The sequence below is a fragment of the Micromonospora sp. WMMA1976 genome (assembly GCF_027497335.1).
Classification (GTDB): domain Bacteria; phylum Actinomycetota; class Actinomycetes; order Mycobacteriales; family Micromonosporaceae; genus Micromonospora; species Micromonospora aurantiaca.
The window spans coordinates 5,989,225-6,014,882 of record NZ_CP114912.1 but is presented as its reverse complement, the minus strand read 5'-3'; the positions used below and the strand labels follow the sequence as shown (position 1 = coordinate 6,014,882).

13 protein-coding genes, 3 rRNA genes and 1 pseudogene are annotated in these 25,658 nt (G+C 69.9%); 10 read left to right on the top strand and 7 right to left on the bottom strand.

Translation table 11 applies throughout. The features are described 5' to 3' along the window. Positions 1-186: 186 nt before the first annotated feature. Both trpS and O7546_RS27780 read right to left on the bottom strand, forming a co-directional pair. Positions 187-1,245 (bottom strand): tryptophan--tRNA ligase, encoded by a 1,059-nt coding sequence (gene trpS / locus O7546_RS27785; RefSeq protein ID WP_194803432.1) that lies wholly within the window; start codon positions 1,243-1,245, stop codon positions 187-189. Positions 1,246-1,515: 270 nt separating this feature from the next. After that, entirely contained in the window at positions 1,516-1,959 is a 444-nt protein-coding gene (locus O7546_RS27780) for a PRC-barrel domain-containing protein (protein ID WP_194803431.1), read from the bottom strand. A gap of 123 nt (positions 1,960-2,082) precedes the next feature. Between O7546_RS27780 and O7546_RS27775 the strand changes: the two genes are divergently transcribed. The 5 genes from O7546_RS27775 to O7546_RS27755 all read left to right on the top strand — a co-directional run bounded on the left by O7546_RS27775 (position 2,083) and on the right by O7546_RS27755 (position 9,100). Beyond that, entirely contained in the window at positions 2,083-2,367 is a 285-nt protein-coding gene (locus tag O7546_RS27775; RefSeq protein WP_194803430.1) for a hypothetical protein, read from the top strand. A 696-nt stretch (positions 2,368-3,063) separates the two neighbouring features. Continuing rightward, positions 3,064-4,578, top strand: a 16S ribosomal RNA gene (locus tag O7546_RS27770). Positions 4,579-4,963: 385 nt separating this feature from the next. Continuing rightward, positions 4,964-8,072: ribosomal RNA gene (locus O7546_RS27765) — 23S ribosomal RNA — on the top strand. 80 nt (positions 8,073-8,152) lie between these two features. Further along, a 5S ribosomal RNA gene (gene rrf / locus O7546_RS27760) occupies positions 8,153-8,269 on the top strand. The 16S, 23S and 5S rRNA genes sit together here, the layout of an rRNA operon. Before the next feature lie 204 nt (positions 8,270-8,473). Further along, positions 8,474-9,100 (top strand): NADPH-dependent F420 reductase, encoded by a 627-nt coding sequence (locus O7546_RS27755; protein WP_194803287.1) that lies wholly within the window; start codon positions 8,474-8,476, stop codon positions 9,098-9,100. 59 nt (positions 9,101-9,159) lie between these two features. Here O7546_RS27755 and O7546_RS27750 read toward each other — a convergent pair whose 3' ends face one another. After that, on the bottom strand, positions 9,160-10,983 hold the full coding sequence (locus O7546_RS27750) for a VanW family protein (RefSeq protein ID WP_281601190.1): 1,824 nt from the start codon (positions 10,981-10,983) through the stop codon (positions 9,160-9,162). 186 nt (positions 10,984-11,169) lie between these two features. Here O7546_RS27750 and nudC point away from each other — a divergent pair. Further along, positions 11,170-12,081 (top strand): annotated as a pseudogene (nudC, locus tag O7546_RS27745) (NAD(+) diphosphatase); the annotation flags it as partial. Here nudC and O7546_RS27740 read toward each other — a convergent pair. After that, on the bottom strand, positions 11,984-13,267 hold the full coding sequence (locus tag O7546_RS27740; protein ID WP_269697805.1) for a polysaccharide biosynthesis protein: 1,284 nt from the start codon (positions 13,265-13,267) through the stop codon (positions 11,984-11,986). The pseudogene nudC and the gene O7546_RS27740 sit on opposite strands and share 98 nt — an antisense overlap. Beyond that, a complete protein-coding gene (locus O7546_RS27735; protein ID WP_281600213.1) occupies positions 13,264-17,787 on the bottom strand; it encodes an alpha-(1->3)-arabinofuranosyltransferase family protein in 4,524 nt (1,507 codons plus the stop codon). The genes O7546_RS27740 and O7546_RS27735 overlap by 4 nt, the downstream gene beginning before the upstream one ends. Positions 17,788-17,950: 163 nt before the next feature. On the opposite strand from O7546_RS27735, the gene O7546_RS27730 reads away from it, so the two are divergent. Genes O7546_RS27730 through O7546_RS27720 form a run of 3 tightly spaced genes read left to right on the top strand, consistent with a single transcriptional unit; the run spans position 17,951 to position 21,773 of the window. Continuing rightward, positions 17,951-19,834: a hypothetical protein gene (locus O7546_RS27730; RefSeq protein WP_269697803.1), complete on the top strand. Its 1,884-nt coding sequence runs from the start codon at positions 17,951-17,953 to the stop codon at positions 19,832-19,834. Continuing rightward, entirely contained in the window at positions 19,834-21,543 is a 1,710-nt protein-coding gene (locus O7546_RS27725; RefSeq protein ID WP_269697802.1) for a hypothetical protein, read from the top strand. Before O7546_RS27730 ends, O7546_RS27725 begins: the two co-directional genes overlap by 1 nt. A gap of 35 nt (positions 21,544-21,578) precedes the next feature. Further along, positions 21,579-21,773 (top strand): hypothetical protein, encoded by a 195-nt coding sequence (locus tag O7546_RS27720; protein WP_091425994.1) that lies wholly within the window; start codon positions 21,579-21,581, stop codon positions 21,771-21,773. Here O7546_RS27720 and O7546_RS27715 read toward each other — a convergent pair. Then, entirely contained in the window at positions 21,758-22,936 is a 1,179-nt protein-coding gene (locus O7546_RS27715; RefSeq protein ID WP_194803330.1) for a glycosyltransferase family 4 protein, read from the bottom strand. The two genes, O7546_RS27720 and O7546_RS27715, sit on opposite strands and share 16 nt — an antisense overlap. Before the next feature lie 152 nt (positions 22,937-23,088). Continuing rightward, positions 23,089-24,312: an acyltransferase gene (locus tag O7546_RS27710; RefSeq protein ID WP_194803291.1), complete on the bottom strand. Its 1,224-nt coding sequence runs from the start codon at positions 24,310-24,312 to the stop codon at positions 23,089-23,091. A gap of 113 nt (positions 24,313-24,425) precedes the next feature. Between O7546_RS27710 and O7546_RS27705 the strand changes: the two genes are divergently transcribed. Next, positions 24,426-25,583, top strand: a complete 1,158-nt coding sequence (locus O7546_RS27705) for a DUF3068 domain-containing protein (RefSeq protein ID WP_120572659.1) — start codon at positions 24,426-24,428, stop codon at positions 25,581-25,583. Positions 25,584-25,658: the final 75 nt, after the last annotated feature.

Genomic DNA, 25,658 nt, shown 5'->3' with positions numbered 1-25,658 from the left:
GCGGCTCGATCCGCCGGTCGCAGGAGGGGAAGGCTCAGCGCAGGCGGTCGCGGGACCGCCGGCGTCGCAGCGCGCCGAGCCGGACGTCGGGGGACGTCATCGGGTACGCGTGCGAGCTGGCCATGCCGGCAGCGTAACCGGCCGGTCCGGGGTCGGCGCAAGCGCGTACCCCGGACCGGCTCGTCGTCAGGCCGAGGTGGCGACGGCCTTGCGGTAGCGCTCGGCCCGGCGCCGCACCTGGGTGTACGCGCTGCTCAGGCCCATCGCCCGGCGCACCTCGACGAGCGTGCGGCGCACCTCGACGCGGGTCCGCTCGGTGCCGGTGACGATCAGCTCGTCAACCAGGCCGGGCTGCGCCTCGAAGCGGGCCCGGCGCTCCCGGATCGGGTCCAGGAACCGGTTGAGCGCCGTCGCCAGCGCCTCCTTGACCTCGACGTCACCGACCCGGCCGGCCCGGTAGCGGGCCTTGAAGTCCGCCACCTGCGCCCGGTCCTGGTTGAAGATGTCGTGGTACTCGAAGACCGGGTTCCCCTCGACCGTGCCCGGCACGTCGGCGCGGACCCGGTTCGGGTCGGTGTACATCCCCATCACCTTGCGGCGCACCGTGGCCGCGTCGTCGGAGAGCGCGATCGCGTTCCCCTTGCTCTTGCTCATCTTCCCGGCGCCGTCGGTGCCGACCAGCGTCGGCGTCTCCGACATCAGCATGTCGGGCACCGGGAAGACCTCGCCGTAGAGGTGGTTGAACCGGCGGGCGATCTCCCGCGTCACCTCGACGTGCGCGGCGTTGTCCTTCCCGACCGGCACTACCTGGCCCTTCACGCAGAGGATGTCGGCGGCCTGGAGGACCGGGTAGCCGAGCAGGCCGTACGGCATCTCGTCCTTGCCGGCGTCGCGGGTCATCTCCTTCAGCGACGGCACCCGTTCCAGCCGAGGCACCGTGATCAGGTTCTGGAACAGCGTGTTCAGGTCGCCGACCTCGGGGATCGCCGACTGGAGATAGAACGTGGCCCGTTCCGGCTCCACCCCGGCGGCGAGGATGTCGGTGACCATCTCGCGGGCGTTGTGCGCCACCTGCTCGATGTCCGCGCGGCTGTTGCGCGTGGTGAGCATGTGCAGGTCCGCGATGATGAAGAAGCTCTCGTAGCGCTGGTGCAGCCGCACCCGGTTGGCGATGCTGCCCACGTAGTGGCCGAGGTGCAGCCGGCCGGTCGGGCGGTCGCCGGTGAGCATGCGTGCAGAGGACATGGTCGTACGCCTTTCGTGCCGTTCGATGGCGGGGAGACGCGACCCGGGTGTCACCCGGGTCGGTGGAGCGGGCTCGTCAGAACGAGCGCCGCCATCGCCCGCCGGCGCGGAAACGGAGTCCGCCGGCACGGAGTACGTCGAGGATCTGCTCCCGGCCGTCGACAGCGTGGCCCGGGAGACCGCTACGGGTCTCCGGGAGGCAGCTGCGCGGCCGGACCATGACTGACACGGTAACCGCTCACCGGCCCGCGCCGCTGCCTCCTGCCGCGCTTACTGCTGTCGATAGCTCTCCGCGTAGTAGCTGCCGACCCGCTCCCGGTACTCCGGGTGCGCGAAGTGGTCCGCGTCGAACGCCGGCGACTCCTTCACCTGCTCCCGGGTGCGGTCCACGTGCACGACGCGGTCCAGGTGGTCGACCTGGGCGACAGTGCCGGCCGGCAGCAGCACCTTCTTGCCGAAGATCCACGGACCGGTGTCCACCACCAGGTACCGCGCGTCCGCGTCCTCGCTTGCTTCGTCGATGGAGCCGATCCGGCCGTCAGTCGCCTCCACCCGGTAGCCGGTGAGGTCGATCGGCGTACCCGGGCCGGGGGCGTCCGGGCCGTCGTCCGCCTCGCCGGTGCGCTGTTCCGGTACGTCTGTGGGCCGGGTCTGGTCGTACCCACCGGCCAGGGCGGACGGATCCCGCCAGGTCCACGGGTTGAACGGCTGCATCGGTGGCACCTCCGTCGAATCGGCTCGACGGAATCAGTGCCCCAGCGGCGGGAACGGAAACGCCTGCCGCGCCCGACCGCGGTCCTGACCTGGGTGGACGGCGCGCTGGCATACTGGCCGACCATGGTCCTGTCACGTGGTTGGTCGCTGTTCCTGGTCGCCGTCGGCGTCTGGACGTGGGCGATCTGGCCGAGGTTCGCGGTCGCCATCTGGAACGACGAGCGCGCCTGGTCGGCGGGCGTCGTCGGCGAGGGCAGCCCGACCGGATTCCTCTGGGTGCACGCCCTGCTGATCGCCGCGTCCCTGGCCATCGGCACGACTGTGGGCGTCCTCGGCATCCGCGCCTACCGCGCCGCCCGCCGCCCCTCCCACCCGTCCCCCTCCTCGCCCTCCGCCCCACCCCGGTGATCAAGGAGTTTGTGTCCGGTGGGGACGTCGATCGGCACGCGAACTCCTTGATCGCGGGCGCTGCGGACGGGTGTGACGCGCACCGCTACCCCTCGATTTGACGTTCAAACCCGCAGACGCGTAACTTTCTCTCTGCCAGCGCGGAACGGGGCAAACGGGACGAAACCCGGGAGCATCGAACAACGGTGGCACCGGGTACGACCAAGACTGAGATCTTGCGAGGACGCGGTCCGGGCGAGGCCCGCCGAAACGCCGCAGGGCGGATTTGGCGGAGCGGAACCGACCGGGTAAGGTTGTCGACCGGCAGGGCACCGGGCGAGCTAGCGGGAAACCGCAGCGGCCGGCCTGCCAAATCCGATGATCATCGCAGCGGGTGACTGCTGCGCGTGCTCAGCGGCGCCGACCCGTACGAAGCATGACAGACCGGGACACACGGTTTGACACGGCAGAGACGGTGAGGTAACGTAGTAAAAGTGCCCGGCGCGAGAGCGGCGGGTGAACGAACGAAATGCCCCGGTCGGGGTGCCGCTGATGGTGGTGCTTCTGGTTGGTGTGTGGTTGTTCTTTGAGAACTCAACAGGGTGCTTGTAAAGCCAGTGCCAATTGTTTTATACCCCGGACTGGTCAGGCTGTTGTCTGGCTGGTTGGGATTCCTTTGGCAACACTTTTGTTGTCAGGATGCTGTTCGACAAGTTTTTGTTGGAGAGTTTGATCCTGGCTCAGGACGAACGCTGGCGGCGTGCTTAACACATGCAAGTCGAGCGGAAAGGCCCTTCGGGGTACTCGAGCGGCGAACGGGTGAGTAACACGTGAGCAACCTGCCCCAGGCTTTGGGATAACCCCGGGAAACCGGGGCTAATACCGAATATGACCTTGCACCGCATGGTGTTTGGTGGAAAGTTTTTCGGCTTGGGATGGGCTCGCGGCCTATCAGCTTGTTGGTGGGGTGATGGCCTACCAAGGCGACGACGGGTAGCCGGCCTGAGAGGGCGACCGGCCACACTGGGACTGAGACACGGCCCAGACTCCTACGGGAGGCAGCAGTGGGGAATATTGCACAATGGGCGGAAGCCTGATGCAGCGACGCCGCGTGAGGGATGACGGCCTTCGGGTTGTAAACCTCTTTCAGCAGGGACGAAGCGTAAGTGACGGTACCTGCAGAAGAAGCGCCGGCCAACTACGTGCCAGCAGCCGCGGTAAGACGTAGGGCGCGAGCGTTGTCCGGATTTATTGGGCGTAAAGAGCTCGTAGGCGGCTTGTCGCGTCGACTGTGAAAACCCGCAGCTCAACTGCGGGCCTGCAGTCGATACGGGCAGGCTAGAGTTCGGTAGGGGAGACTGGAATTCCTGGTGTAGCGGTGAAATGCGCAGATATCAGGAGGAACACCGGTGGCGAAGGCGGGTCTCTGGGCCGATACTGACGCTGAGGAGCGAAAGCGTGGGGAGCGAACAGGATTAGATACCCTGGTAGTCCACGCTGTAAACGTTGGGCGCTAGGTGTGGGGGGCCTCTCCGGTTCCCTGTGCCGCAGCTAACGCATTAAGCGCCCCGCCTGGGGAGTACGGCCGCAAGGCTAAAACTCAAAGGAATTGACGGGGGCCCGCACAAGCGGCGGAGCATGCGGATTAATTCGATGCAACGCGAAGAACCTTACCTGGGTTTGACATGGCCGCAAAACTGTCAGAGATGGCAGGTCCTTCGGGGGCGGTCACAGGTGGTGCATGGCTGTCGTCAGCTCGTGTCGTGAGATGTTGGGTTAAGTCCCGCAACGAGCGCAACCCTCGTTCGATGTTGCCAGCGCGTTATGGCGGGGACTCATCGAAGACTGCCGGGGTCAACTCGGAGGAAGGTGGGGATGACGTCAAGTCATCATGCCCCTTATGTCCAGGGCTTCACGCATGCTACAATGGCCGGTACAATGGGCTGCGATACCGTGAGGTGGAGCGAATCCCAAAAAGCCGGTCTCAGTTCGGATCGGGGTCTGCAACTCGACCCCGTGAAGTCGGAGTCGCTAGTAATCGCAGATCAGCAACGCTGCGGTGAATACGTTCCCGGGCCTTGTACACACCGCCCGTCACGTCACGAAAGTCGGCAACACCCGAAGCCGGTGGCCCAACCCTTGTGGAGGGAGCCGTCGAAGGTGGGGCTGGCGATTGGGACGAAGTCGTAACAAGGTAGCCGTACCGGAAGGTGCGGCTGGATCACCTCCTTTCTAAGGAGCACCATCCACCGAAAGGTGGCATGGAGCCCGCGGCCCGCGGATGTCGGGTCGGGGTGCTCAGATGGCGGAGACACTGGCAAGTCTGGTGCCGGCAACGGCTGCGGATCCTCTAGTACAGCCACTCTTGGGTGGTGGGAACGAGTCCGTGGTGCGGCTGGTGGCGGATGTAAGCACCCTGTTGGGTCCTGAAGGAACAACCGAGGTTGTTTTTTCAGAGCCTTGAGATGCCTCCTGTGGACTGTGTCCGAGGGGGCGGAAGGCGCCAGGCATGGCCTGGTCTCGCAAACCGTGACCATGTGGTGGTTGTAGGTGTGGGGCTGTGGGTTGTGGGTTGGTTGTTTGTTGAGAATTGCACAGTGGACGCGAGCATCTTTGTGGTCAAGTTGTCAAGGGCGAACGGTGGATGCCTTGGCACCAGGAGCCGATGAAGGACGTGGGAGGCCGCGATAGGCCTGGGGGAGCTGTCAACCAAGCTGTGATCCCAGGGTGTCCGAATGGGGAAACCCGGCATCAGTCATGTGATGTCACCCGCACCTGAACACATAGGGTGTGTGGGGGGAACGCGGGGAAGTGAAACATCTCAGTACCCGTAGGAAGAGAAAACAAATAGTGATTCCGTGAGTAGTGGCGAGCGAAAGCGGATTGAGGCTAAACCGGCGGCGTGTGATACCTGTCAGGGGTTGCGTGGTCGGGGTTGTGGGACCCTGCTCAACAGACTGACATCTGTTGGAGAAGTTACAAAGCTGGTGGCTAGTCGAACAGTCTGGAATGGCTGACCGTAGACGGTGATAGTCCGGTAGGTGAAAGTTGCTGGTCTTCTGTGGGTGTTCCCGAGTAGCGGCGGACTCCTGAAATCTGCCGTGAATCTGCCAGGACCACCTGGTAAGCCTAAATACTTCCTGGTGACCGATAGCGGACGAGTACCGTGAGGGAATGGTGAAAAGTACCCCGGGAGGGGAGTGAAATAGTACCTGAAACCGTTCGCCTACAATCCGTCGGAGCCTTGCGGGGTGACGGCGTGCCTTTTGAAGAATGAGCCTGCGAGTTAGTGGCATGTGGCGAGGTTAACCCGTGTGGGGGAGCCGTAGCGAAAGCGAGTCTGAATAGGGCGTTTTTAGTCGCATGCTCTAGACCCGAAGCGGAGTGATCTAGCCATGGGCAGGCTGAAGCGCGGGTAAGACCGCGTGGAGGGCCGAACCCACCAACGTTGAAAAGTTGGGGGATGACCTGTGGTTAGGGGTGAAAGGCCAATCAAACTCCGTGATAGCTGGTTCTCCCCGAAATGCATTTAGGTGCAGCGTCGCGTGTTTCTTGCCGGAGGTAGAGCACTGGATGGTCTAGGGGGCCCACAAGCTTACCGAAATCAGCCAAACTCCGAATGCCGGTAAGTGAGAGCGCGGCAGTGAGACTGCGGGGGATAAGCTTCGTAGTCGAGAGGGAAACAGCCCAGATCACCAGCTAAGGCCCCTAAGCGTGTGCTAAGTGGAAAAGGATGTGGGGTCGCATAGACAACCAGGAGGTTGGCTTAGAAGCAGCCACCCTTTAAAGAGTGCGTAATAGCTCACTGGTCAAGTGGTTCCGCGCCGACAATGTAGCGGGGCTCAAGCACACCGCCGAAGCTGTGGCATTCACATTTTAACTTCGTGCCTCCTTGATGGGGTATGCAGGTGTGTGGATGGGTAGGGGAGCGTCGTGCCGGGGGTGAAGCAGCGGGGTGACCCAGTTGTGGACGCGGCACGAGTGAGAATGCAGGCATGAGTAGCGAAAGAAGGGTGAGAAACCCTTCCGCCGGATGACCAAGGGTTCCAGGGCCAGGCTAATCCGCCCTGGGTGAGTCGGGACCTAAGGCGAGGCCGAGAGGCGTAGTCGATGGACAACGGGTTGATATTCCCGTACCCGCGAAAGAGCGACCCTGATGAACCTCGTTGTGCTAACCACCCGAACTGCCGGCGGTCTTCGGACCAATGGTGGGGAGCGTGGGAACCTGGCGGGTAGTAGTCAAGCGATGGGGTGACGCAGGAAGGTAGCTGAGCCCGGCCGGTGGTTGTGCCGGGGTAAGCGTGTAGGCCGGTGTGTAGGCAAATCCGCACACCACTAGGGCTGAGACGTGATGCCGAGCCGATTCAGGTGAAGTCAGTGATCCTATGCTGCCGAGAAAAGCCTCTAGCGAGTTCTTAGCGGCCCGTACCCCAAACCGACACAGGTGGTCAGGTAGAGAATACCGAGGCGATCGGGCGAACTGTGGTTAAGGAACTCGGCAAATTGCCCCCGTAACTTAGGGAGAAGGGGGGCCGGAGACGTGAAGCCCCGCGCGGGTGGAGCGTTGTATGGCCGCAGAGAGCAGGGGGAAGCGACTGTTTACTAAAAACACAGGTCCATGCGAAGAAGTAATTCGATGTATATGGACTGACGCCTGCCCGGTGCTGGAACGTTAAGGGGACCTGTTAGCTCTTCGGGGCGAAGCGGAGAACTTAAGCGCCAGTAAACGGCGGTGGTAACTATAACCATCCTAAGGTAGCGAAATTCCTTGTCGGGTAAGTTCCGACCTGCACGAATGGCGTAACGACTTCCCCACTGTCTCAACCACAGGCCCGGCGAAATTGCATTACGAGTAAAGATGCTCGTTACGCGCGGCAGGACGGAAAGACCCCGGGACCTTTACTATAGCTTGACATTGGTATCTGAATTAGCTTGTGTAGGATAGGTGGGAGCCGGTGAAGTCCATACGCCAGTATGGGTGGAGGCAATCTTGAAATACCACTCTGGTTGATTTGGGTATCTAACTTCGGACCGTTATCCGGTTCAGGGACAGTGTCTGGTGGGTAGTTTAACTGGGGCGGTTGCCTCCTAAAGGGTAACGGAGGCGCCCAAAGGTTCCCTCAGCCTGGTTGGCAATCAGGTGTTGAGTGCAAGTGCACAAGGGAGCTTGACTGTGAGACTGACAGGTCGAGCAGGGACGAAAGTCGGGACTAGTGATCCGGCACTGGCATGTGGAAGCGGTGTCGCTCAACGGATAAAAGGTACCCCGGGGATAACAGGCTGATCTTCCCCAAGAGTCCATATCGACGGGATGGTTTGGCACCTCGATGTCGGCTCGTCGCATCCTGGGGCTGTAGCAGGTCCCAAGGGTTGGGCTGTTCGCCCATTAAAGCGGTACGCGAGCTGGGTTTAGAACGTCGTGAGACAGTTCGGTCCCTATCCGCCGTGCGCGTAGGATACTTGAGAAGGGCTGTCCCTAGTACGAGAGGACCGGGACGGACGAACCTCTGGTGTGCCAGTTGTCCCGCCAGGGGCACGGCTGGTTAGCTACGTTCGGAAGGGATAACCGCTGAAAGCATCTAAGCGGGAAGCTCGCTTCAAGATGAGGTATCCCACCCACATTGTGGGGTAAGGCCCCCAGCTAGACGACTGGGTTGATAGGCCGGAAATGTAAGCCCGGTAACGGGTTCAGTTGACCGGTACTAATAGGCCGAGGACTTGACTACTAAGCTGCTACGCGTCCACTGTGCAACTCTGAACAAACGATCACCCACCAGGGTTGGGTTGGTTGACATGTTCATAGAGTTACGGCGGTCATGGCGGAGGGGAAACGCCCGGTCACATTCCGAACCCGGAAGCTAAGCCCTCCAGCGCCGATGGTACTGCACTCGGGAGGGTGTGGGAGAGTAGGACACCGCCGGACAATCTTTCAATTCAGGGCCACCCGACCGGGGTGGCCCTGAATTGCGTTCACCCCCGGAAAACACCACGCCGGGCCGCCTCCGTCTCGTACCGTCGAGCCGGGACCGACGACGCACGTCCGCCTGCCGGCTCGGTGGCGGGAAACGTGACGTGTCGTACGCCGGGACCCTGATCGGGTCCGACCGCACGGGGTACAGGAGTGGGCATGGAGATCGGAATCATCGGGTCGGGGCACATCGGGGGCACCCTCACCCGTCGTCTGCGTTCACTCGGTCACGACGTCGCGGTGGCCAACTCCCGCGGGCCACAGAGCCTGTCCGACCTGGCCGCCGAGACCGGCGCCCGGGCGGTGCCGGTGGAGGAGGCCGTGCAGGGCGCCGAGCTGGTGGTCGTCGCGATCCCGCTGAAGGCGGTGCCGCAGCTTCCGGCGGCGCTGTTCGACGGCAAGCTCGTGGTGGACGCCAACAACTACTACCCCCAGCGGGACGGCGACATCGCCGAGCTGCTCGACCGCAGCCTCAGCTCCAGCCGCTGGACCGCCGACCACCTCAAGGGCGCCCGGGTGGTGAAGGTCTTCAACAACATCCAGGCCGCGCACCTGATGGACGAGGGCAAGCCGGCGGGTACGGCGGGCCGGATCGCGCTGCCGGTGGCCGGCGACGACGCGGACGCCAAGCGGATCGTGATGGGTCTGGTGGACGAGCTGGGCTTCGACCCGGTCGACGCGGGCACCCTGGACGAGAGCTGGCGGCAGCAGCCGGACACGCCCGTCTACGGCACCGACCGGGACGCCGACGGCGTACGCGAAGGGTTGGCCGCGGCGCGGCCGTGACAAGCATGGAAAAGGCCCCGCCGGATGCGTCCGGCGGGGCCTTTCGGCGTTTCGGTGGATCAGTCGTCGCCGCCGCCCGGCTTCGGGGCGCAGATGAAGCGCGGCTCGGCGTCGTAGCGCCAGCTGAACTTCTCCCGCTTGAACACCTTGCCGTCCTTCTTGATGACCCGGTACGCGTCCTGGGCGAACCCGACGCTGCCGGTCGCGGCGATGCAGCTCGGTCCCGGCGTCAGGTAGACCGTCTTCGGCTGGGTGATGTTGCGGCGCGGGCCGTACTCGGTCTTCACGCTGTCGTAGATCTTGGTGCTCCAGATCGAGACGGTGATCGAGCTGGACGTGTACGACGTGTCGATCAGGACGCCGTAGGGCGTGTTGTTGCGGAACTTGAAGTCGAGCTGCGGCCAGTAGATGGTCGACTCGATCACTGCCGGGTAGCGGCTGAAGTAGAACGAGTGCGGCTTGTGCTCGACGTCCTCCAGCCCGGCATAGTAGGTGGCGTTGAACAGCGTGGTGGTGAACTGGGAGACGCCACCGCCGACACCCGGCACCAGCCTGCCGCCGACGATCGTCGGCGCGTCCTTGTAGCCCTGGTCGTAGCCGCGTTCGCCGGTGTGCCCGTTCAGGGAGAACGTCTCGCCCGGCTTCACCAGCGCGCCGTCCACGTCCTTCGCGGCGCGGACGATGTTCTGGCTGCGCGGCGACGAGAGACCGCCGGTGAAGTGGGTGGTGAAGCTCGACACCCGCTCCTTGATGCCGAGCTTCGCCAGCTCCGCCTCGGTCAGTTCGGGGGCGGCCGGCTTCAGTTCGGCGGTCACCGTACGGCCCTCGGTCTTCGGGAGCACCGCGAGCAGCGCCGGGCCGAGCGCGGCGGCGTCGACCTGGCGTCCGGCCTTGCTGGGCAGCACCTTCGGCTTGCCGCCGCTGATGGTCAGCCCGGCGTCCCGCGGCTCGACCTCGAGCTTGGTCAGCTGGTCCCCGAGCGCGGTACGCAGCCGCTTGACGTCGACCCTCGGGGTGAGCGTGCCGGCGTCGTCGGCGGAGAAGCGCAGCGAGCGGGCGATGGCGGCGGGCGGGATGGTGACCGAGCCGCCGTCGGTGGTGAGCGTGACCGGCGCGGCCACCGCGGGCCGGGCCAGCTCGGCGACGAGGCGGTCCACCTCCTCGCGGGTGGTCGCCGGCCACTTCTCGACGAGCGGCACGGTGACCGGCTCGGCGGCCAGCCACCCGGCCTTCACCACTGCGGTGGCGCCGTCGGTGTCGATCGTCAGCGCCGGCTTCGGGTAGACCGGCTTCGGTGTGGTGCCGGTCCAGATGATCGCCGGCATGGTCATCTCGCGACCCTGCGTGCCCATCACCCTGCGGAGGGCCGCGCCCAGCTTGGCCTGGTCGACGGTGACCACCGGCTCGACCGCCCGGGAGCCGACGAGCCGGCTCACCGCGTGCGCGTCGGCCTCGGCGGCGGCCGCCACCGTGGCGTCCACGTCGATGGTGAGCCCCACCTCGGACGGCTTCAGCTCGGCCTTGTTCTCACCGACTGTGACAGCGAGCGGGGCGTTGAGCGTGTCGGCCCGGCGTTCCAGCTCGGCGCGGAGCGCCTGGGCCGCCTCCGCCTTGCTCCGCCCGCCCAGCTCGGTGCCGAGCACAGTGGTGCCGCGGGGCACGTCGCCGGCGTACGCGTAGGCGCCCAGGCCGACACCGCCGGCGAGCACGGCCGCAACGATCCCGCCGGCCAGCAGCAGCCGGGCCCGTCGCGAGCGTGCGGGCTTGGCCGCGCCGCCTCCGGGTGGTGTGGCGACCGGCTCCATCTCGACGCCGGGCCAGCTCACCGCCGCCACCTTGATGGTGGGACGGTCGTCGGCAGCCGGCATCTTCTCGCCGTACATCGTCACTGCAACCTCGATCGGAAGTACACGCGGGGACCGCTTCCCCCGCGGGAGACACCTACGGTAACCAACGCTCGGGCCCGCCGGGAGGGTCCGGCCCGGCGGTCGTGTCGGGTGACCGCCGGTGTCGCACCGATCACCCGTTTCGGGGCCGTGCCACGGTGTGGATCGTGGCACGGTGAGCGGGTGCGGACACAGGATCGGGTGCCGGCGTACGGCGGCGGATGGCTGGACCGGGCGGCGGCGCGGCGCACGGACGCGGACTGGCTGGCCGAGCGGCTGACCGATCCGGCGAGCGTGGTGCTGCCGCTGTGGCGGGACCGCTGCCTGGCCGACGGGGACGGCCCGGTCCGGCTCACCGGGGAACGTGCGTCGGCCGTCCGGGCCGCCGCGGGCGAGACCGTCTTCCTCGGGGTCGACGGGGACGCCGCCGTGTTCGCCGCGGATCTGTCCGCGTTGGGCGAGCGGGCCGCCGTGGAGGCGGCGGCCGCGACGCGTGCCGTCGACCTGCGGGCGTTCGCGGGCCGGCTCGACCCGGCCGGTGCGGCCGTTCAGGCGTACGCCAGGGGGTTGCTGTCGTGGCACCGGCAGCAGCGATACTGCGGCGCGTGCGGGGCGGCGGCGGTGGCCGGCGGCGGCGGACACGTCCGGACCTGCGCGGACGCGGAGTGCGGGCGGCTGCTGTTCCCCCGGATCGAGCCGGCCGTCATCATGCTCGTCGAGGCGCCCGGCCCGCCGGGGCGCTGCCTGCTGGCCCGGCACGCGGGCGCGGCCGAGGGGTCCTATTCGACGCTCGCCGGGTTCGTCGAGGTCGGTGAGAGCCTGGAGGACGCGGTCCGCCGCGAGCTGGCGGAGGAGGCGGGGGTGACAGTCACCGACGTGACCTACCAGGGGTCGCAGGCGTGGCCGTTCCCCGCCGGCCTGATGGTGGCGTTCCGGGCCGTCGCCACCTCCGAGCAGGTCCGCGTCGACGGGGAGGAACTGCTGGAGGCGCGCTGGTTCAGCCGGGCGGAGCTGCGGGAGCGGATCGCGTCCGGTCGGCCGCTGGGCCGGGTGGACTCGATCGATCACCTGTTGCTGGGTGACTGGCTGTCCGCCGAGGCGCCGGCACGGCCATCAGCAGTGTCGTGACCGCGGCCGTGGCGAGGGCCGCGACGACGAGACCGCCGACGGTACGCGGGCGCACGGTCGCGGCGACTGTCACCAGCGCGGCCGTGCCGAACCACAGTGGCGCCGCCGCCCACCTGACGCCCCCGGCGAGGCGGTCGTTGAGCAGCACGAACGTCACCGCGTAGAGCGCGCCGACGGCGGCGAACAGCGGCGCGTACCGGCCGAGCGCCGTGTAGCCGGGTCCGCCGACGAGCCGGAAGGCCAGCCCGCCGGCGACAGCCGACGCGCCCACCAGGACCAGACCGCAGGCACCGGTCACCGCGAGCGCGACGGTGCGGCTGCGGCGGTCCCCACGGGCCAGGCGCGGCAGCGCCAGGACGGCGGCGACCTGCGGCGCCCAGAGCGCGCCCTTGGTCAGAACCGTCCCCACCGAGTACGCCCCGGAGCCCGAGGGCGGCAGCAGTTGCCGGGCCAGCAGCAGGTCGGCGTAGGAGACGACGAGCATCGCCAGCGTCGCGCCGCATCCGGCGGTCACCTGGGCGACAGTCAGGCGCGGGGCGGCCGAGGGACGCCGGGGCGTACCGGTGAGCCAGGCCAGCGCCGGTGGCGCCAGCGCGGCGGTGAGCGCACCGATGCCGAGCGCGCCGGTCAGGCCCGCGCCGAGCAGCAGCCCCACGATCACCCCGCCGTAGCGGGCGGCGGCGAGCAGCGCCATCGCGGTGGCGAGCCGCAGGAAGCGCTGACCGCCCTGCAGTTCGCCGAGCGAACGCGACGAGAGCACCACCGAGGCGGTGGTGACCGCCAGCAGCGCCGGTACCACAGTCGGCAGGTCCAGCGCGGCGACCAGCACCGGCGTCGCCACCAGCAGGGCACCCGCGCAGAGGGCGGCGGTCAGCACGGTGAGCCGCCGGGTGTCGGACGGGCCGTGCCGGGCGTGGTGCACCGCGACCGCGAGTTGCAGGCCGAGCCCCGGCACACCGGCGATGGCGACCAGGCCGAGGGCGGTGGCGAGCGCGCCGAGGTCGTCCGCGTCGAGCTTCCGGGCGGCGAGCACCGGCACCAGGTAGGCCAGGCCGTTCACCAGGACCCCGGCGAGCGTGACGGCGACGCCCGCCGCACCCAGCCCGGTCCTCCGGCCGCCCGCCGGCTCGGGGCCCGGCCGGCCCTCGCTCACGTGATCTCCGAGACGCGGGACGCCGGACCGCCGTCCGGTCCCGGCGCGGCGTCCGGCCCCGGCCGCCCGTCCGGGTCGGGCTCGGCACGACCGTCCAGATCCGCATCCCGGTCCGGCTCCGGCTCGGCGTCGAGGTCCGGCGCTCGATCAGGACCCGCGCCCGGGTCGATGTGGGCGGTGGGAGCCGCGGCGGCCCCGGCGAGGGCGGGGACGAGCGCCGGCTGTCCGGCCGGCTCCGGCATCCGGGGAGCCGGCACGGTCACGGCTGCGGCCGAGGCCGGGCTGATCCGGCGTACCGGCCGTCGGCGGGCGGTAGTGGAGAGCCAGAGCGCACCCAGCGCGGCGACAGTCACGAGCTGCGGCAGCGCGTCGGTGTGCCGGTCGGCCGACTCCAGGTAGATCCATCCGGCGAGCACGACGAGCGCGCCGGGGAGCCACGTCTCGGCGGCCCGGGCGATTCTCCTGACCCGCCTGGGGTCACCGGTCCAGGGCAGGCGGCGCGGCCCGGGTACGGCGAGCATGAAGCCCGCCGCGACCAGCAGGGCACCGATGAGACCGCTGTGGAGCACGAGCGCGGCGGCGCCGACTGCCAGCAGCGGCAGCGAGCGGGTGAGCCGTCGCCGGGCCGCCGGTGCGACGACGACCGCGCGATCCCCGGCGGGCCGGCGGTCGGGCAGCACCGCGAGCAGGACCACCACCGCCAGCAGGACGCCGCCGAGCAGCAGACCCATCCGGTACGGGGTGTCCGGCGTGAAACGCAGCACCACGTCCCCGGAGACACCGGCGGGGAGGATCCAGCCCTGCTGCCAGCCGTCCACCACGAGCGGGGTGAGCGTCGTGCCGCCGATGGTCGCCTGCCAGCCGGTGTTCGTGTTCTCCCGGACCGCGAGCACCCGGTCGACGGAGTGCTCGGACACCCGTACCCGCCGCTCGGTGGCCGACCAGGAACCCACCTCGATGTCGCCGGCGGTGGCCGCCGCGGCGGGCGTCGCGGTCCGTGGCGTCAGCGCGACGCGGGTGGCGGTGGCGAGCGTGCTCGCGGTGGTGACGAGGCGGTGCTCGCCGCTGCCCAGGTCGAGCTGCTTCGGCGTGGTCCGGCCGCAGGCGGTGACCGGCATCTCGCGCAGTTCCAGCAGGTCGCGGACGGTCCCGGTGAGCGTGGTGGTGATCCGGGACGAGCCGACCTGAAGCGTCGGGCCGGAGCCGCAGGCCAGCTTCAGCGGCGTCTCCGGGCGGGGTGCGACAGTGGTCCCGAGGGGCAGCACCGTCACCTCGCCGACAGCGATGGGCAGCGGCTCGGGCAGGCGCAGGCCGTACGGGTCGGTGCTGGTGGCGGACGGCTTGTCGAGGAACTGGATGGTGATCGAGTCGGTCCGCATCGGCGGGTCGAGCGTGAGCACCCCGTCGTTGGTGAGCAGGTTGCTGCGGAACCCGTCGTTGCCGACCACCCGGACGCTGCCGAGCCGGGTGGCGGCGGTCCCCTCCTCGACGGTGAACCGGATCTTGCTGATGACCTGCGGTTCGAGCCAGGTGAGGCGCAGGATCGGCGCCTCGTCGTTCAGCGCCGGTGACCAGCTCGTGGCCGGGTCGCCGTCGAGGACCGCGCCGGGCCGGCCGGCCGGGTCGGGCACCGCCGTCGAGGACGCGGTGACCTGCGGCGCGAGGCGCAACGGCTGGGCGTCGGCGACCAGCTTGTCCAAGGCCTCGTTCAGCTCCGGGCCGGGGGTCGGTCGCGCCCACAGCTTCGCGTCGTACGTCCCGGCGACCGGCAGCGTGAAGGTGCGGTCGATGGTGGAGGCGTCCTCCGAGCCGCGGATCGCGTCGGTGGAGCAGCGCGGCCGGCCGTCGACGGTGAAACAGGCGGGCGTGGACGGCGCCGCCGACACGACGACGCCGGCCGGCTGCTCGGTTGCGGGGGCGGCGGGCAACTGGAGCGTCCGGCCGGTTTCGACGCCAGGAATCTTGATCTCGCTGATGCCGACCGACTTGTCGCCGAACGGGCGCAGGTCGAACGCGGCGTCGACGGAGACCTCGACCTTGCGGGTGGCGTGCACGCCGGGCAGCTCGAAGACCATGTGGTCACCGAACTGCTCGACGGTGCGGCTCTCGTACCCGGCGGTCACGGTGACCGTGGTGGGCAGGGCGTCGGCCTTCAGGTCGAACCACACCTCCACCCGGGTGACCCGGGTCGGGTTCGCCAGGTTCACCTCGATCCACTGCTTGTCGCTGTCCGAGTGCGGCGCCGACCGCCAGGACGTGGCGGTGTTTCCGTCCATCGCCGCGTACGGCTGGTACTCCGGCCGGGCGCCGCCGGTGGCGTCGATCTGAGAGCGGGCGGTCGAGGCGCGGATCCCGCTGATGCCCTCGAAACGCGCGACTGTCGACCACTCCGGCCCCCAGTCGGGCAGGTAGTCGTGCGCGGGCGCGGACACCGCGAAGGTGTCGTCGGCGGTGAGCGTCTGGGAGGAGTTGTCGCGCAGCCGGCCGAACGAGACGTCGCGCCGGCGCAGCCCGTCGGTCATCACGACCCGCCCGTTGGTCTCGCCGGCCTTCACGTCGCCGGCCAGGATCGTGGGCGCGGCGCCGAGCTGGCCCGAGGCGGCCAGGTCGAGCAGCGACTCGGGACCGCCGACGACAGTGGTCACGTCGTCGCGGTCGTACGCGACCACCGGCTGGACGGGCCGGTCCACCCGGTACACCTCGAGCGCCCGTCCGGGCACGTCCAGGCCCTGGTCGCGGAACTCGTCAGGGGTGTCGGAGCCGCCGCGTACCGGGCCGAAGGACACCACGCGGGTCAGCCCGGGCGAGCGTTCCAGCGCCTGCCGGACGACCGCCGGGCGGGCCGTGTCCGAGCGGCCGTGGTCGAGGTCGGCGCGGAACAGGACGTGGCTGATCCCCGAGCGGGCGAGCAGGTCGGCCAGGCCGGTCGAACCGGCGCCGGTGGCGAGCGTCGACTCGATCGCGTCCAGCAGCCGGATCGTGGCGGGCGGGGTGAACGGGATGGCGTTGCGGACCGCCCACCGGCTGTCCAGCAGCGGCTGGGCGATCTCGTCGGTGGTGTTGCCCCAGTCGTACGCGGGGAAGCGCGCGCCGGGGACGACGAGCACGCGTCCGCGTCCGGTGTTCGCGTCCAGCCAGTCGGTGGCCTCGTGCCAGTAGCCGGGCACGTCCTTCACCGCTCCCGGGGTGGCGAGGCCACCGGCGATCGCCGGCGAGGCGACGCCCGCGACCGCGACCATCGCCGTGCCGGCGGTGAGCCAGGCCCGGGCGGTGGCACGACCGCGGCGCTGCTCGGGCGCGGTCCGGGCGGCGCGTACGGCGAGGCTGACCAGGTGCGCCAGGCCGAGCGCCAGCGGCAGGCGCAGCAGCACGTCGAACTTGTGCACGTTGCGCAGCGGGGCGCCGATGCCGTCGAGGAACTGCTGCTGCGGCCCGGCGAGGATGTTCGGCAGGTCGCCGGTGTGCCCGAGCCCGACGAGCGCGACGCCGACCAGCAGGCCGGTGATGAGGAACCGGCGGTGCGGCATGCCGCGCCGGGACAGGCCGAGCACGCCGAGCGCGGCGACCGCCAGGGTGGCCACGACGAGCAGCGTGTCGTTGGCCAGCCGCGCGCCGGCCGGGATGGTCGCGCCGAACGGGGAGGCCAGGTACGCGACCCAGTAGGAGGCGCCGCGCAGCGTCGTCACCGCGTCGGTGACGCTCGTGGTGTTGCGGGCGGTCTCGATGTAGTCCAGGAACGGCGGGCTGTACCGGCCGAGGACCAGCAGCGGGATCAGCCACCACGCGGTGGCCAGGGCGACCGCGCCGCACCAGGCCGCGAGGGCGGTGACGCGGCGGCGCAGCGGCCGGAGCGTGGCGAGCCAGAGCAGGGCGAGCGGCACCACGGCGGCGACGGCGGTGGCGTTGACGCCGCCCGCGCAGGCGACGGCGACCGCCGACCCGGCGACCGCGCGCCGCAGCCGGGCGCCCCGGGCGAGCCCCACGAGCGGGATGAGCACCCACGGTGCGACGGCGCTGGGCCAGGACTCCACCGACGACCAGCCGAGCTGGGTCAGGATGCGCGGCGACAGCGCGAACGCGACACCGGCGATCATCCGGCCCGCCGGGCTGCCGATGCCGAGCCGGCCCGCCAGCCGCACCACACCGAGGTACGCGACGCAGAACAGCAGCGCCCACCAGAGCCGCTGGACGATCCACGGCGCGATGCCCAGTTCCGTCCCGAGCAGGAAGAACGGGCCCATCGGCCAGAGATATCCGTACGCCTGGTTCTGGAGCTGGCCGAACGTGCCGGTGGGATCCCACAGGTGCAGCGAGCGCAGCAGCCAGCCCGCCGGGTTGACGTTCAGGTCGACCTTGGTGTCCGGTACGACCTGCCCGGGTGCCTGCTGGAAGGCGAGGGCGGTGAGCGCGAGGCAGATCGTCAGGTGCCGGAACCGTCGCGCCGTCTGCCGGGCACGGCCGGTCTCCCGGGCCGGGGTGTCCGTCCCCGTCGGCGACGTTGTCGTCCCGTCCGCACGCATTTTCGGCTCCCGTCTCCGCCGGCCGTACGCGCACCTGCAACATGACGCGTGTCGCGCGACGTTATCCGGACCGGACGCGCAGTGGCGACCTGGGGGCGCGGCGAGGCGTTATCAGGAGAACGGCCGTCCCCACGGCGTGTAAGCGTGTGGCAGGCTGCCGACCATGTCAATGCCACAAGCAGCGGCCGAGACGCATCCGGCAGCCGTCGGCGCGGAGGACGACGGACCCGGACCGATCGGTCGCTGGATCGCCGCCGACCGCGTCCGCGCGGTCGCGATCGCCCTCATCGTCGTGTCCGTCGCGTCGCGCGCCGGGCTGGCCGCCCGTGGCTGGTTCTCGCAGGACGAGTTCGTCATCGCCGCGCAGGTGCTCGACACCCGCCTGGACCCGGACTACCTGCTGGGCACGTTCAACAACCACCTCATGCCGGCCGGGCTGGCGGTCGCGTGGCTGATGGTCCGGGCGGCCGGTTTCGCCGGCTGGCCGTGGATCCTGCTGCTGGCGGCCGGGCAGGCGGCGGTGGGGATCGCCCTCTACCGGCTGCTGCGTGACCTGCTGCGGCCCGGCTGGGGGCTGCTGGTCCCGCTGAGCCTGTTCCTGTTCAGCCCGCTGACGCTCGAGGTGTCGTCGCTGTGGCTGGTCGGGCTGCTCGTGCTGCCGCCGCAGCTCGCCCTGGTCCTCGCGGTGGCGGCCCAGGTCCGCTACGTGCGTACCGGCCGTAGGCGGCACCTCGTGCTGGTGGCGTTCTGGGTGGTGTTCGGCCTGCTCTTCGACACCAAGGCGCTGCTGATCGTGCCGCTGCTGTTCCTGCTGACCGCGTTCCTGTTCACCAAGGGCCGCGCGTGGCGCAGCCTGGTGAGCACTGTCGTGCGGTTCTGGCCGGCGTGGCTGATGCTCACCGTGCTGTCCGGGGCGTACCTGGCGTACTACCTGACCCGCCCGGCCCGTGGGCTGGACGAGCCCACCTCGGTCGGGCAGGTCTTCTCCTTCCTCGGCGACCTGATCGGCGACACGGTGGTGCCGGGCCTGCTCGGCGGGCCGTGGCGCTGGACGTACGCCGGTGACGGGCCGCCGCTGTCCGACCCGTACGACATCGCGAAGTGGCTGTCGTGGGCGGTGCTCGCGGCGCTGATCGTGGTCACCGTGCGGCGGCGGCCGACCGCCGGGCGGGCCTGGCTGCTGCTCGCCTGCTACCTCGGCCTGGTCGCGGCGCTGTTCGCGGTGACCCGGCTCGGCGGACCGTTGGGACCGCTGGTCGGCGTCGTCCCCCGGTACGTCGCGGACGTGGTGCTGGTGGCCGCGATCTGCGTCGGGGTGGCGCTGCTCGGGATGAAGGACAGCGACGAGGACGACGTCTCCGCGTGGCCGCTGCCGACCGTGCTGCGGGAGCCGGGCGCCTTCGCGGTCGGCCTGGTCTCGATGGTCGTGCTGCTGGCCACCATCGGCGTGGGCACGCTGTGGAGCACCGCGCGGTTCGGCGACAACTGGAGCACCAAGCACGGGCGGGACTACCTGGCCACGACGCAGGCCGAGCTGGCCGCCGCGCCGCCGGGCACCGTCTTCTTCGACACGACCGTCCCGGACCGGGTCGTGGCCGGATACTTCTGGCCGGACAACCTCCAGTCCCACTTCTTCCGTCCGGCCCAGCGTCGGCCGACGTTCGTGACGATGAGCGAGAAGCCGTCGACGTTCGACGAGAACGGCCGGATCCGGCCGGTCGTGGTCGAGGGGCGCAAGGTCGCGCCCGGCACCGTGGAGGGCTGCGGGCACCTGGCCGAGGGCGGCCGGACCGCCCGGATCCCGATGGACGGCTACCTGGTGGAGTGGCCGTACGTGGTGCACTTCGGCTACGTCGGCTCCGGTGACTCGACGGCGGTGTTCAAGCTCGGCGACGCCACCCGCGAGATCACGCTGAAGGAAGGGCTGAACGACGTGTTCTTCATGCTCGAGGGCGCCGGCTCCGCCGTCGAGCTGACCGTGAACACGCCGGGCGTCCGGCTGTGCACCAACCTGATCACCATCGGCCGGGCGGTGCCGAAGCCGTAATGACCGGACGTCCCGCCGAGGCCGGCGGCCCCGCGCTCCGGCGGTGGCGGGAGACGCTGCCGCTGTACCTCGTGGCGGTCGTCGTCACCGCGTTGATCCTGGCGCCGCTCGTGGCGCCGGGCTACGCGCTGCGGTACGACATGGTGTTCGTCCCCCGGCAGCCGCTGAGCTGGGATCTGGTGGCCCCGGCGCAGAGCCTGCCCCGGGCGGTGCCGATGGACGCGCTGGTCTCGCTGGTGACCCAGCTCGTGCCGGGCTGGGTGGTGCAGCGGGTGGCGCTGGCCGGTGCGGTCCTGTTCGCCGCAGTGGGCGCCGGACGGCTGGTGCCGACGCAGCGGCGTGCGGTGCAACTCGTGGCCGCCGTGGCGTACGCGTGGACGCCGTACCTGGCTGAGCGGCTGCTGATCGGGCAGTGGGGGCTGCTGCTGGCGTACGCCGCACTGCCGTGGCTGGTGCGGGCGGCGCTGGACCTGCGGGCGGGCCGTGACGGCGCGCTCGCCCGGGTGGTGCTGCTCGCCGCGCCCGCCGCGATCACCCCGACCGGTGGCCTGATCGCGCTGGCGACGGTGCTGGTGCTGGCGGCGGACCGGGCCCGGCTCCGCCCGTCGGCGGTCGCGGTGGGCGGTGTCGCGCTGCTGAACGCCCCGTGGATCGTGGCGGCCCTGGTCACCGGCGCGGGTGGCACGTCCGACCCGGCGGGTGTGGCGGCGTTCTCGGCGCGCGCCGAGAACTGGGCCGGCCCGCTGGTGGCGCTCGCGGGCACCGGCGGCATCTGGAACGTGCAGGCGACCCCGTCCAGCCGGTCCGCCACGCTGGCCCCGCTGGCGACTGTGGTGCTCGTGGTCCTGGCGGTGGCCGGCGCGGGCCTGCTGCGGCGCCGGCTGCCGGCGGGCGCGGCGGTACGGCTGGGCGTGCTGGCCGGCGGCGGGTACCTGCTGGCCGCCCTCGCCGTGCTGCCCGGCGGGAACGCGGCGCTGAGCTGGGCGGTGGCGCACGTGCCGGGCGCGGGACTGCTCCGCGACGGGCAGAAGTTCCTCGCGCCGTACGCCCTCGTGCTGGTGGTGTGCGCGGCGCTGGGCGCCGAGCGGCTGGTGGCCCGGATCGACCGGGAGGTCGGCGGGATCGTGCTGGCCGGGCTGCTGCTCCTGCCGGTGGCCGCGATGCCGGACCTGGCGTTCGGCGGCGCCGGCCGGATCAGCCCGGTGCGCTACCCGGCGGACTGGCGGGCGGTCGCCGAGCGCCTGCCCGACGACCCGGGGGAGGTCCTCGCCCTGCCGCTGACCACCTACCGGGCCTATCCGTGGAACCCGGGGCGGGTGGTGCTCGACCCGGCGCCCCGCTATCTGCCGGGAACCGTGCTCACCGACGACACGCTGGTGGTCGACGACGTCGCGGTGGCCGGGGAGAATCCGCGCCTGCGCGAGGTGCGCCGGGCGCTCGCCGAGGGGCGGCCCGTCTCGGCCACCGGGGTGGGCTGGGTGGTGGTGCAGCACGGTACGCCGAGCACAGTGGACCCGGCCGTTCTGACCGGTCTCGACCTCCGGTACGAGGGGGAGTCGCTGAGCCTCTACCGGAACCCGGCCGCCTCGGGTTCGCCGCCGCGGACCGGAGCGAGCCGCTGGCTGGTCGTGCTGGCGTGCGGAACTGCCGTTCTGGCGGTCATGGCTGCCGCCTTTTCGACCCTACGCCGGCGAGCTACTGCGTGGTAACGTCCGCTCGCACGTCTCACCATCGGAGGAATGGCATGCGTAGAGCTTTGACCCTTGTCGTGTCCGGCCTGGTGGCGGCGTTGCTCGGGGTCCTGGCCCTCGGCGGGCTCTCGGCCGCCGCGACCGCCACGGCCGAGGAGGCCGCGACCGAGGCGCGCAACGCCACGGAGGCGGCCAAGCGGGCCGGGAAGCAGGACCCGTACGCCCCCGAGGTCTACGGCAACAGGTAGGACGGGTCGCCCCGCCGCTGGACCGGGCGGGGCGAGTCCGCAGTCTCCAGCAGGGTCGCGAAGCGTTCCCCCGCCACCGGCCAGGTGAAGTTCGCCGCGTGCCGCCGGGCCTGGGCGCCCATCTCCTGACGCATCTCGTCGTCGTGCAGCAGCGCGCGCACCTTCGCCAGGTAGTCGTCGATGTCGTCGGCCAGCAGGCCGGTACGCCCGTCCACCACCGCCTCCGCGACGCCGCCCGCCTCCCGGAACGCCACTGTCGGCGTACCCGCCGCGCCGGCCTCCACGATCGTCAGCCCCCAGCCCTCCTTGAGTGACGGCGTCAGGGCGACCCAGGCCGAGGCGAGCAGCGCGGCCTTCTCCTCCTCTGTCACGAAGCCCCGGAAGTCCACCCGGTCGGCGATGTCCAGCTCGTCGGCGACCTCACGCAGGTGCGATTCCCACCAGCCCTGACCGGCGACCACCAGCCGGAGCTGGGGCAGCTCGTCGGCGAGCGCCGCGACCGCACGCAGCGCCACCTCCACCCGCTTGTGCGGCACCAGCCGGTTCAGCGTCACGAGCAGGGGGAACGGGGCGCGCTCGGCGTCGGTGCGGGGCAGCTCCGGCGTGCCGTTGTAGACCACCGACACCTGCTCCGGTGGTACGCCGAGGGTGGCGAGTTCGCGCCGGGTCGCCTCGGACACGGTGACGTACCGGCAGCGCCGGTAGACGCGTACCGCAAGCGACGACTCGACCCACCAGCCGAACCGGGCGGCCCACTGCGGCAGGACCACCGGCCACTGCTCGCGGTGCACGTGGTGGATCAGCTTGACCACCGGGCGCCGGGCCCAGAGCGGGGAGAGGAACGGCAGGCCGTTGCAGACGTCGACGAGGATGTCCGGCCGGCCGCCCCGGCGTGCGGCGAGCGGGCCGAGGCCGAACGCCCCGGCCAGGTAGCAGAGCGCGGCCCACACGTAGACGGTGTGCCGGCCACCGCGCCGGACGAACCGGATGCCCTCGTCGTTCACCTCGTCGGCGGGAGCCTCGCGGTGCGCGGCGCAGAACAGGGTGGCGCGGAATCCGCGCGCCACCAGCTCGGCGGCGATCCGTTCCACGTACACCTCGGAACCGCCGCCCTCGGGGTTGCGAGTGTCTCGCCAGTTGAGGAACAGCACGTGTCCGGGCATGCCGAAGCGACGCTCCACGCGAACCCTACTCTCAAGTAATTTAGCGGTGCGCGTCACATTAAGGGCTGGGACTTGCGCCCGGCAATGCCCCGAGTGGCGGCGTTGAGCCGCCGGGCGTCGCGGTATGACGATCGGTGTTCGGTCGGTGACCCTCAGGCGGGCGCCGCGACGTCCGGCGTGGTGGCGGCCGGTGTCCCCGGCGCCGGTCCGCGTCCGGTCGGCCGGCGGCGGCGTTGCGTGCCGAGCATCTGAAGCGGGCGCTCGACGCCGTAGTAGCTGGCCGCCGCGTACATCAGCCCGAAGATCATGGTCAGGGCGAAGACGTCGACGAAATCGCCGGTGAACAGCGGCCGGTCCTCGAGCAGGTAGATCAGCTCGATGACCAGCGGGTGCCACAGGAACAGGCCGTACGAGACGTGGCCCATCCAGCGTGCCCAACCGCTGCTGAAGGCCTCCTTGGCCCGGGTCTGCCCGCCGAACGCCACCGGGATCGTGATCAGGACGGCGATCAGGAGGTAGAGAGCCAGCTTGGTGCCGAACTCGGTGGCGGTCGGGCTGGTCAGGTCGCGCGGGCCGGCGATCGGCGTCGTCGCGATCGCCATCACCGCGACCGCTGCCGCCCAGCAGGCGAGCGGTGCCGAGGCGAGGTCGTCGAGCACGCGGAAGGCGGCCGGCGCGGTGCCGGTACGCAGAGCCACGTGCGCCGCGGCCAGCGCCATGCCGCCGCCGAACCAGGCGCCGTACGACGGGAACCACATCGTGTGCAGCGCGCCGTCGAGCCAGCCGGCGCCCATCATGGCGACCCACGCGAGGGTCAGCAGCGCCCCGGAGGAGGCGAGCAGCACGGTGCGGACGGGACGCCAGGTCCGGCCCACGGCGAGCACGGCGAGCAGCGGCAGGAGCAGGTAGAAGACGACCTCGGTGGCGAGGCTCCAGGTCTGGCTGAGCCCGTGCCCGAGCTGGCCGGCTTCGTAGATCTGGGTGAGCGTGAGGTGGCGCAGCCAGTCACCGGCCGACACCGGGTGGTTGCCGGGCAGGACGACGAAACAGACCACCACCGCCAGCCAGTACGCGGGCAGGATTCGCAGCGCCCGGCGCCAGAAGTACCGCTCGGTGCGGGGCCGCGGCCGTCCGGTGGCGACGCTGAGCGCCCACGGGCGGAACAGCAGGAAGCCGGAGAGCACGAAGAAGATCGCCACGCCCACGTCCAGGCGCGCCAACCAGCCGCCCCACGTGGTGTTCATGGTGACGGCGGTCTGGAAGCCGACGTGGTGACCGACGACCGCCACCGCGCCGATCGCTCGCAGCGCGTCGAGGGCGGGAAGACGGCCCGTTACCGGTGGCTCCGGGATTGTTGGCGTGGTGGCTGTGGACATCTGGACATCCAGGGGGTCGCTTTTGCAGGTGACTGGGGAGTAACCTCCCGCCAATGCTAAGGATCGGGTGCCCCGGACGACAGACCGCAGGGCGGCAGGTTACAGGAGGATGAGTGAAGCTTCGCGTGGGCGCCGCGCTCTTCGGGCTAGGTGTCTTGTTGCTGGTCTTCGCGGCCGGGCTGCCGTTCTACGTGGCCCCCGCCGTGACCAAGCTGCCCTATGACCTGGAACCAACGACGTCCGTCGCGGAGGCGAAGGGCGCGAAGTTCCTACAGATCAAGTCCGAAGCCGGCGCGGTGAGCATCGAGGTGCCGCAGGCCGATCTCGTATCGAGCATCGAGGTCATCCCGCAGCCGGAGGACACCAAGGACCGCGTGCCCAAGGAGCTGAAGGGCGACGCGGTCATCTGGAACGTCTTCCAGACGGTCAAGCGCAGCGACAACCAGGATGTGATCAGCCAGTACAGCACCGAGCTGGCGCTCTACCGGATCTCCGGCGCGGCGGCGCCGTGGGACGAGCAGTGGCTCAACGAGTCCGGCGCGGAGCAGACCCCGGTCGGCAACGTGCGTTACTCGGGCCAGATCTACAAGTTCCCGTTCGGCACCGGCAAGCGTGACTACCAGGTGTTCGACCGCGACCTGAAGAAGACGTTCCCGGCGCGGTTCACCGGCACCGAGAAGATCAAGGGCGTCGAGACGTACCGCTTCGAGCAGCGGATCGAGAACGAGCCGCTGAACACCCCGGCGGACAGCGTCAAGACGCTGCTGGGCAAGTTCGCCCCGACCGCGACCAGCGGCCAGGTCGTCTACAGCAACACCCGTACGCTCTGGGTCGACCCGGTGACCGGCGCCTACATCAAGGTGCGCGAGCAGCAGTACAAGGAGCTGCGTCCGGACACCGGCGCCCCGACCGTGCTGCTGGACGCGGACTTCAACTACAACGACGACACGATCAGCCGCAGCGTCGAGACGGTGAAGGACAACCGTTTCAAGATCGGCATGATCAGTGTCTGGGGCCCGATCATCGCCGGCGTGCTCGGCCTGATCGCCCTGATCGCGGGCGTGTGGCTGGTGACCCGGCCCAAGGGCGACGGCAACGCCCGGCACCGCGCGGACGCGCCGACCTCCGACCCGACGCCCACCCGCGTCGACCAGGAGCCCGTGGGTGGCCCGCTCGACGACGAGATCCCGCCGGCGTCGACGAACTGGCGGTCCGACGACCCGTCGGTGCCGGCCCAGCGTTCGGGCGCCGGTGAGGTGGAGCGCCGCTGACCGGTGAGCCGTAAGCACGACGGAGGGGTGGGCCGCATCGCGGTCCACCCCTCCGTCGTGAAGATCTCCCATGCG